This window comes from Streptomyces cyslabdanicus, from assembly GCF_052663305.1.
Genome location: NZ_JBQRUW010000038.1, coordinates 56,813 through 63,503, shown reverse-complemented (window position 1 = coordinate 63,503; position 6,691 = coordinate 56,813). Strand labels below are relative to the sequence as shown.

Below are 6,691 nucleotides of genomic sequence, written 5' to 3'. Positions count from 1 at the left end.
ATGAGACCCGGGGACCGTGGTGGACCCCCACAACACCCTTGCTTGGGTCCCCCACGCCGTAATTCTGTTGCCGTGGACGTCCGTGGTTTGATCCAGTTGGCGTATGGATCAAGCTGCGGTACTCGCTTTGTACGACCGGGACCTGCGCGAAGGCGCTCGGCCCGACGGCCCCGGCACGCGCGTGGAGCGTGTCGGGAACGTGGTGCGCCAGATCGGCTCGGACCAGGACTGGAGCTGCGTGCTCTGGTCGGACCTGGACGAGGCCTCCGTGGACGCCGCGATCGCCGAGCAGACCGCCCGCTTCGGCGGGTCCGGCGTCACCTTCGAGTGGAAGGTGTACGGGCACGACCGCCCGGCGGATCTCGGGCAGCGCCTGCTGGCCGCCGGCTTCGCACCCGAGCCGGAGGAGACACTGATGGTCGGCGACATCGCCGAGCTGCACCTCGACGCCGAGCCGCCCGAGGGCGTTCAGCTGCGCACGGTCACCGACGAGGCGGGTGTCGACCTCCTCGTCCGCGTGCACGAGGCGGCGTTCGGCACGGACGGCTCCCGTCTGCGCCACGCCCTCCTCACCCGGCTCGCCGCCGAGCCGGACACACTCGTCGCCGTGGTCGCCCTCGCCGCGGGCGTGCCGGTGAGCGGGGCGCGCATGGAGCTGGTGCCCGGGACGCCGTTCGCCGGCCTGTGGGGCGGCGGCACCGTCGAGGGCTGGAGGGGCAGGGGCGTCTACCGCGCGCTGGTCGCCCACCGCGCCCGTGCCGCCGCCGACCGCGGCTACCGCTACCTCCAGGTCGACGCCTCCGACCAGAGCCGCCCGATCCTCGAACGCCTCGGTTTCGTCGCGCTGACCACCACGACGCCGTACATGTACGAGCCCTGAGGCGCCTTTCGGGCCGAGCGCGGGCGCGCCGTCAGCGGTGACCCGCCTTGGCCCGGTCCAGCGCGGTGACACCCACCGCGGCGAGGGCGATCTGGATGAGCCACTCGATCCAGTCGACCCCCTTGGTGTCCGCGACGCCGAGCGCGGAGGCGATCGCGGCGCCGACCAGGGCGGCCACGATGCCGATGAGGATCGTCCAGAGGATGCCTATGTGCTGGCGGCCGGGGACGACGAGCCGTCCCAGGACACCGATGATCAAGCCGATGACGATGGCGCTGATGATGCCCGTGATCTCCATCTTCCGTCCCTCTGCGTCGTGACCCCCCGCGTCCTTCGAATGCCCGCTGGAACCGGAGCCACACCGGTCGGTTCCCGCGTGGACGCCGATCCGACCGCCGCCGGCCGGTCCGCCGGCGCGTGCGCCGGCGCGGCTCCTCAGTCACGGCCGCGGGCACGCTGGAAGCGGGCCAGTCCCTCGGACAGTTCCACGACCGGGTCCGGGTAGTCGAGGGCGGCCCGCGCCGGCCCCTGGAGCTTCCACGGCTCGTGCACGGCCGGCCCGTCCAGACCGGAGAGTTCGGGCACCCAGCGGCGTACGTAGGTGCCGTCGGGGTCGTACCGCTTGGCCTGGGTGACGGGGTTGAGCACCCGGTTGGGCCGGGTGTCCGTGCCGGTGCCCGCCATCCACTGCCAGTTGAGCTGGTTGTTGGCGAGGTCGCCGTCGACCAGGTGACGCAGGAAGTGCCGTGCGCCCACGCGCCAGTCGACGTACAGGGTCTTGGCGAGGAAGCTCGCGGTCAGCAGGCGGCCCCGGTTGTGCATCCAGCCCTCGTGCAGCAGCTGGCGCATGGCCGCGTCGATGATCGGATACCCGGTGCGGCCCTCCCGCCACGCCTCGACGTCCTCGCGCGCGGTCCGCTCGGACCGCCACCGGTCGTGCTTCGTGCGGTAGTCGGCGCTCGCCGCCGAGGGCCGCGCCGCCAGCACCTGGCGGTGGAAGTCGCGCCAGGCCAGCTGCCGGACGAAGGCCTCCGCGCCCGGACCGCCGACGCCACGCGCCCGGTGCACGAGTTCGACCGGGGAGAGGGTGCCGAAGTGCAGGTGGGGGGAGAGCCGGGACGTGGCGTCGCCGGCCAGGTCGTCGTGGCGCTCCGCGTAGGCGCCGAGGCCGGAGCGCAGCCAGGCCGTCAGCCGTTCGCGGCCCTCCGTCTCGCCGCCGGGCGGCAGTCCCGCCGACAGCTCCGCGGCGGCCGGCCGGGAGGGCATCTCCCCGGAGGGGACGCCGTCCGGGACACGGACGGCGCGGGGGGCGTCGAGCGGAGCGCGCAGCCGCTGCCGCGACCACTGGCGGAAGTAGGGAGTGAAGACGGCGAAGTGGTCCGAGGTGGCCGGGGCCGGCGTGCCGGGCGTGACGGCCGTGGTCACCGTCTCGTGCACGTGCAGCCGGCGTCCGTCCGCCTCCAGCGCGCGCCGGAGCCGCTCCTCCCGGCGGTGGGCGAAGGCGCTGACGTCGGCCGCCATGTGGACCTCGTGGGCGTCGGCCTCGCGGGCGACGGCGCACACCTGCTCGACGAGGTCGCCGCTGCGGACGACCAGCCGGCCGCCGCGGCGGCGCAGTTCCGCGTCGAGGTCGTGCAGGCAGTCGGCCAGGAACGCCAGCCGGTTCGGGGCGGCGAAGCCGGCCCTGTCCACGGCGCGGTCGCGCACGAACAGCGGGACGACGAGCGGGGAGGCGTCGAGAGCGGCGCGCAGCGGCGGATGGTCGTGCACCCGCAGGTCGGCGGTGAACAGGACGACTGAGACGTTGCTCCGCATCACCCCGGATCACTTCCACCGGGCGGGCCCTCACGGATGCGTGCCGCGTTTTCCATGGGCCGATCGTGTGACGGTGGCGGCCGCGCGGCGACGGCTGGGAAAATATTCCGCCGGAGCCGTCGGGCGAGGTGCCGGCGAGGGGCCCGCCGTTCGTGTGAAAGGCGGGACGACGGCACGACGCCTAAGGAGACCGTCATGACGTACTACCTGCTCAGCGTGATCCAGCCGGCCGATGGTGAGCCGCCCTCGGCCGAGGCGCTCGCGCGGATCATGCACGACGTCGAGGGCTTCCACCAGGAGCTGCGCGAGGCAGGCGCCTGGATCTTCGCCGGCGGGCTGCACGGACCGGAAACCGCAGTCGTCCTGTGTCCCGGGGGCGGCGGTGAGGTGCGGGTCACCGACGGCCCCTACACGAAGGGCGAGGAGTATCTGGGCGGTCTGTGCCTCATCAAGGCGGCCGACAGGGACGCGGCCCTGGAGTGGGGCCGGAAGGCGAGCCTGGCCACTACGCTCCCCATCGAGGTGCGGCCGTTCCTGCACCCGGCCGGGGACTGATGCCCGGCGAGTACCGGCTCCGTCCGGCCTCGTGAGGGCGGGCGCCTGTGCTCCGCGGACCTCGCCGGGTGTGCGAGACTCCGCCGATGTCTTCCGAAACGATCACCGCGGACGCCGCGGGCACCTGGGAACTCGGCGACCTGCCCGTCCACCGCGTCGGACTCGGCGCGATGCGGCTGACGGGCAGCGCGGCCTTCCACCTCGGCACACCGAGCGACCGGACCCGGTCGATCGCCGTCCTGCGCCGGGCGGTCGAGCTCGGCGTGAACCACATCGACACGGCCGCCTTCTACTTCTCCGCCCGGCGCTCCGCCAACGAGCTGATCAACAGCGCCCTGTCGCCGTACCCGGAGGACCTGGTCGTCGTCACGAAGGTCGGTCCGTTCCGGAACTACTCGGGGGAGTGGGGCCCCTCCGCGCGCCCCGACGACCTGCGCGGCCACGTCGAGGAGAACCTGCGTCAGCTCGGCCGCGACCACCTGGACGTGGTGAACCTGCGCCGGATGAGGCAGGACTCCATCGCCGAGCACTTCGGCGCGCTCGCCGAACTGCGCGAAGAGGGCCTGATCCGCCACCTCGGCGTCTCCGACGTGGAGCCGCGCCACCTCGAGGAGGCCCGGGCCATCGCGCCGGTGGTGTGCGTGCAGAACCGGTTCGGCCTGGATCTCCACGACCCCGGAACCGACGAACTGCTGCGGGTCTGCGGCGAGGAGGGCATCGCCTTCGTGCCGTTCTTCGCGATCGCCGGCGAGGGCGGCTCGCAGGGGGCGGCGGGCGGTGCGCACGACAAGGAGGTCGAGGCTGTCGCCCGGGCCCACGACGCGACCCCGGCACAGGTCCGGATCGCCTGGACCCTCCAGCAGGGCCCGCACGTACTGGCCATCCCCGGTACCGGCGACCCCGACCACCTCGTGGAGAACGTGGCCGCGGGTGCCCTGCGCCTCACCGACGAGGAGATGGCCCGTCTCGACGCGCTGCACACCGGGGCCGCCTGAGCGGGCTCCCGTGCCCGCCGGCCCGGCCGCGACCTCCGGTCCGGGTCAGTCCAGCTGCCGGTGCAGGAACGCGACGGTGCTCTGCCACGCGCGGGCCGCCGAGTCGGCGTCGTGGCTGGGGCGGCGGTCGTTGAAGAAGGCGTGGCCGGCCGGGTACATGCGGAAGTCCGCGGTGACGCCCGACTGCCGCCGGATCGTCTCGCGCAGCTCCTCGACCTGCTCCGGCGGAATGCTCCTGTCCTGCTCCCCGTAGTGGCCGAGGAGCTGGGCGCGCAGCCCCGAGAAGTCGGGCAGCTCGCCCCGGACGGCGCCGTAGAACGGCACGGCCGCGCTCACCCGCGGCTCGACCGCCGCGAGGTACAGCACGAAGGCGCCGCCCATGCAGAAGCCGACCGCGCCGACGGTGCCGGAGGTGACCTCGGGCCGGGACAGCAGGTGGTCGACGGCTCCGGAGAGCAGTTCGACACCGCGGGAGACCGGCAGGGCCTTCAGCAGCCGCTGGGCCTCCTCGGCGTCGTGCGCCACGCTGCCGCCGTACAGGTCGGGTGCCAGGACGACGAAGCCCTCGGCGGCGAGCCGGTCGGCCACGTCGGCGATGTGGTCCGTCAGCCCCCACCACTCCTGGATGACGAGGACGCCCGGACCGCTTCCCGACGGGGGCAGCGCGAGATAGCCGTGCGCGGTGGCTCCCGCGCTCGGGAAGGTGACGTTCTGCCGGGCGGGCGTCTCGGCGGGCCTGGGCCGCTCGGACATGGCGCTCAACTCCTAGCCGGACTGCGGATCGGCGCCCCGTCCGGAGGCGGCGGGGGCCTGCTCGGATCCTTACCACGTTCGCCGTGCCGCCTCCGCCCGCCGTTCACGGTCCGTTTCGCACCCCTTCGTACGGTACTGCCCGCGGTCCGGTCGTGCAGCGCGCCACCGTCCGGACAGGGTTGCGGGCGCGCGCGTGCCCGCAGCCGTTCCCGTTCCCGTGGCCGTCTCCGCGACCATTCCCGGCGGCTCCTCCCATAATGGGCGGGCGGCCCCGGGCGGACGGGCGTGGCTGCGAGCGGAACGCGGCGCCAGAGTGACTACAATCATGTAGACGATCTACGACTGTGGGCGACGACGGGGTGAGGAAGAACCCATGACGGACGAGGACAAGGACGAACGCCGACCGGCCGGCGAGCTCGAGGCCAGTGTCATGGCCGTCCTGTGGGCCGCGGGCGCGCCCCGGACTCCCGGCCAGGTCCAGCTGGGCCTCGGCGCCGGCCTGGCCCGCACCACGGTCACCACCATCCTGACCCGGCTGTACGAAAAGGGCGTCGTGGAGCGCCACCGTCAGGGGCGCGGGTACGCCTACTATCCCGTCCAGGACGCGCACGGGCTGACCGCCCGCCGCATGCACTCCGAGCTCGACCGCGACACCGACCGCGAGACGGTGCTCGCCCGGTTCGTCGCCCAGCTCGGCCCCGACGACGAGCGTGTCCTGCGCGACCTGCTCGAATCCGGTGAGCGATGACCGTGGCCCTGCTCCTGCTGCTGCCCCTGCTGCTGCCGTTCGCCGCGCCGGCCCTGGCCCGGCGCGCGCTCGACCGCCTCGCCCCCGTCACCGCGTTGTGGACGATCACCCTCTTCGCGGTGGTGCTCGCCGGCTGCTCCCTCGCCGCGCTCGGCGCCTTCGTCCTCACCGGCCTGCTCAAGCTGCCCCTCGTCGCGGCGCTGGGCAAGTTCGTCCATCCGCTGTCCACCGCCTCCGACCTGGTGGTCGTCCCGGCGGCCGCGATCTCCGTCGGGGCGCTCGCCGTGTGCGCGTGCACGCTCGGGCGCGCCGCGCTGAGGGAGTTCCGCGCCTTCCGCAGCGCGCACACGGAGGCCGGCCGCAGGCCCGCCGCCGGCGACCTGTGCGTGGTGGACTCCCCGCACCCGGACGCCTACGCGCTGCCGGGCCGCCCGCACCGCATCGTCGTCACCACCGCGATGCTCCGCAGCCTCGACGCGGCCGAGCGCGAGGCGCTGTTCGCCCACGAGCGGGCCCACAACCGGGGCGGCCACCACTACTTCCTCGCCACCGCCGAACTCGCCGCCCACTGCCACCCCGCGCTGCGGCGGGTCCGCGGGGCGATCCGCCTCGCGGCCGAGCGGGCCGCCGACGAGGCCGCGGCCGCGGCCGTCGGCGACCGCCGTCTGACCGCCCGCGCCATCGCGCGCGCCGCCCTGGCCGGTCAGGAGGCCCGCTCCGTGCGCCCGGAGTTCGCCGCCGCCGCCACCTCCGGCCCGGTTCCGCACCGCGTCAGGGCCCTGCTGGCCGCCCCGCACGTCACCCGCCGCGCCGCGACTCGGGTCGCCGCGCTGCTGATGGCCTGCGCCGCGGTCTCCTTCGCCGCGTCGGCGACCGGCATGATCGACGTCCATCACCGGGTCGAGGTCGCCCAGGGCGAGCCCTCCCGCTGAACCCCGTTCGACC

The 6,691-nt window shown here is 74.2% G+C and carries 8 protein-coding genes; 5 read left to right on the top strand and 3 right to left on the bottom strand.

All coding sequences use genetic code 11. The features are described 5' to 3' along the window. Positions 1-103 precede the first annotated feature (103 nt). Positions 104-880, top strand: coding sequence for a GNAT family N-acetyltransferase (locus tag ACTYVM_RS22605; RefSeq protein WP_445527679.1), 777 nt, complete (start codon positions 104-106; stop codon positions 878-880). 31 nt (positions 881-911) lie between these two features. Here the strand turns inward: ACTYVM_RS22605 and ACTYVM_RS22600 are convergent, their stop codons facing one another. Both ACTYVM_RS22600 and ACTYVM_RS22595 read right to left on the bottom strand, forming a co-directional pair. Continuing rightward, complete coding sequence (locus ACTYVM_RS22600) at positions 912-1,178, bottom strand: GlsB/YeaQ/YmgE family stress response membrane protein (protein ID WP_400035100.1); 267 nt, start codon at positions 1,176-1,178, stop codon at positions 912-914. Positions 1,179-1,315: 137 nt separating this feature from the next. Beyond that, entirely contained in the window at positions 1,316-2,695 is a 1,380-nt protein-coding gene (locus ACTYVM_RS22595) for a cryptochrome/photolyase family protein (RefSeq protein WP_445527678.1), read from the bottom strand. Between the two features lie 195 nt (positions 2,696-2,890). Between ACTYVM_RS22595 and ACTYVM_RS22590 the strand changes: the two genes are divergently transcribed. Together ACTYVM_RS22590 and ACTYVM_RS22585 are read left to right on the top strand one after the other, a co-directional pair. Continuing rightward, positions 2,891-3,250 (top strand): YciI family protein, encoded by a 360-nt coding sequence (locus ACTYVM_RS22590; RefSeq protein WP_445527677.1) that lies wholly within the window; start codon positions 2,891-2,893, stop codon positions 3,248-3,250. Between the two features lie 86 nt (positions 3,251-3,336). Next, complete coding sequence (locus tag ACTYVM_RS22585) at positions 3,337-4,245, top strand: oxidoreductase (protein ID WP_445527676.1); 909 nt, start codon at positions 3,337-3,339, stop codon at positions 4,243-4,245. A 45-nt stretch (positions 4,246-4,290) separates the two neighbouring features. Here ACTYVM_RS22585 and ACTYVM_RS22580 read toward each other — a convergent pair whose 3' ends face one another. Then, complete coding sequence (locus ACTYVM_RS22580; protein ID WP_445527675.1) at positions 4,291-4,998, bottom strand: dienelactone hydrolase family protein; 708 nt, start codon at positions 4,996-4,998, stop codon at positions 4,291-4,293. Positions 4,999-5,371: 373 nt separating this feature from the next. On the opposite strand from ACTYVM_RS22580, the gene ACTYVM_RS22575 reads away from it, so the two are divergent. Both ACTYVM_RS22575 and ACTYVM_RS22570 read left to right on the top strand, forming a co-directional pair. After that, positions 5,372-5,746 carry a BlaI/MecI/CopY family transcriptional regulator gene (locus ACTYVM_RS22575; RefSeq protein WP_445527674.1) on the top strand — a complete coding sequence of 125 codons (375 nt, stop codon included), beginning with the start codon at positions 5,372-5,374 and terminating at the stop codon, positions 5,744-5,746. Continuing rightward, positions 5,743-6,678 (top strand): M48 family metalloprotease, encoded by a 936-nt coding sequence (locus ACTYVM_RS22570; RefSeq protein ID WP_445527673.1) that lies wholly within the window; start codon positions 5,743-5,745, stop codon positions 6,676-6,678. Before ACTYVM_RS22575 ends, ACTYVM_RS22570 begins: the two co-directional genes overlap by 4 nt. Positions 6,679-6,691 lie beyond the last annotated feature (13 nt).

Coding starts and splice junctions, on each gene's coding strand:
- ACTYVM_RS22580 (WP_445527675.1), bottom strand. CDS start 4,998: ATGTCCGAGCGGCCCAGGCCCGCCGAGACGCCCGCCCGGCAGAACGTC.
- ACTYVM_RS22590 (WP_445527677.1), top strand. CDS start 2,891: ATGACGTACTACCTGCTCAGCGTGATCCAGCCGGCCGATGGTGAGCCG.
- ACTYVM_RS22575 (WP_445527674.1), top strand. CDS start 5,372: ATGACGGACGAGGACAAGGACGAACGCCGACCGGCCGGCGAGCTCGAG.
- ACTYVM_RS22570 (WP_445527673.1), top strand. CDS start 5,743: ATGACCGTGGCCCTGCTCCTGCTGCTGCCCCTGCTGCTGCCGTTCGCC.
- ACTYVM_RS22595 (WP_445527678.1), bottom strand. CDS start 2,695: ATGCGGAGCAACGTCTCAGTCGTCCTGTTCACCGCCGACCTGCGGGTG.
- ACTYVM_RS22585 (WP_445527676.1), top strand. CDS start 3,337: ATGTCTTCCGAAACGATCACCGCGGACGCCGCGGGCACCTGGGAACTC.
- ACTYVM_RS22600 (WP_400035100.1), bottom strand. CDS start 1,178: ATGGAGATCACGGGCATCATCAGCGCCATCGTCATCGGCTTGATCATC.
- ACTYVM_RS22605 (WP_445527679.1), top strand. CDS start 104: ATGGATCAAGCTGCGGTACTCGCTTTGTACGACCGGGACCTGCGCGAA.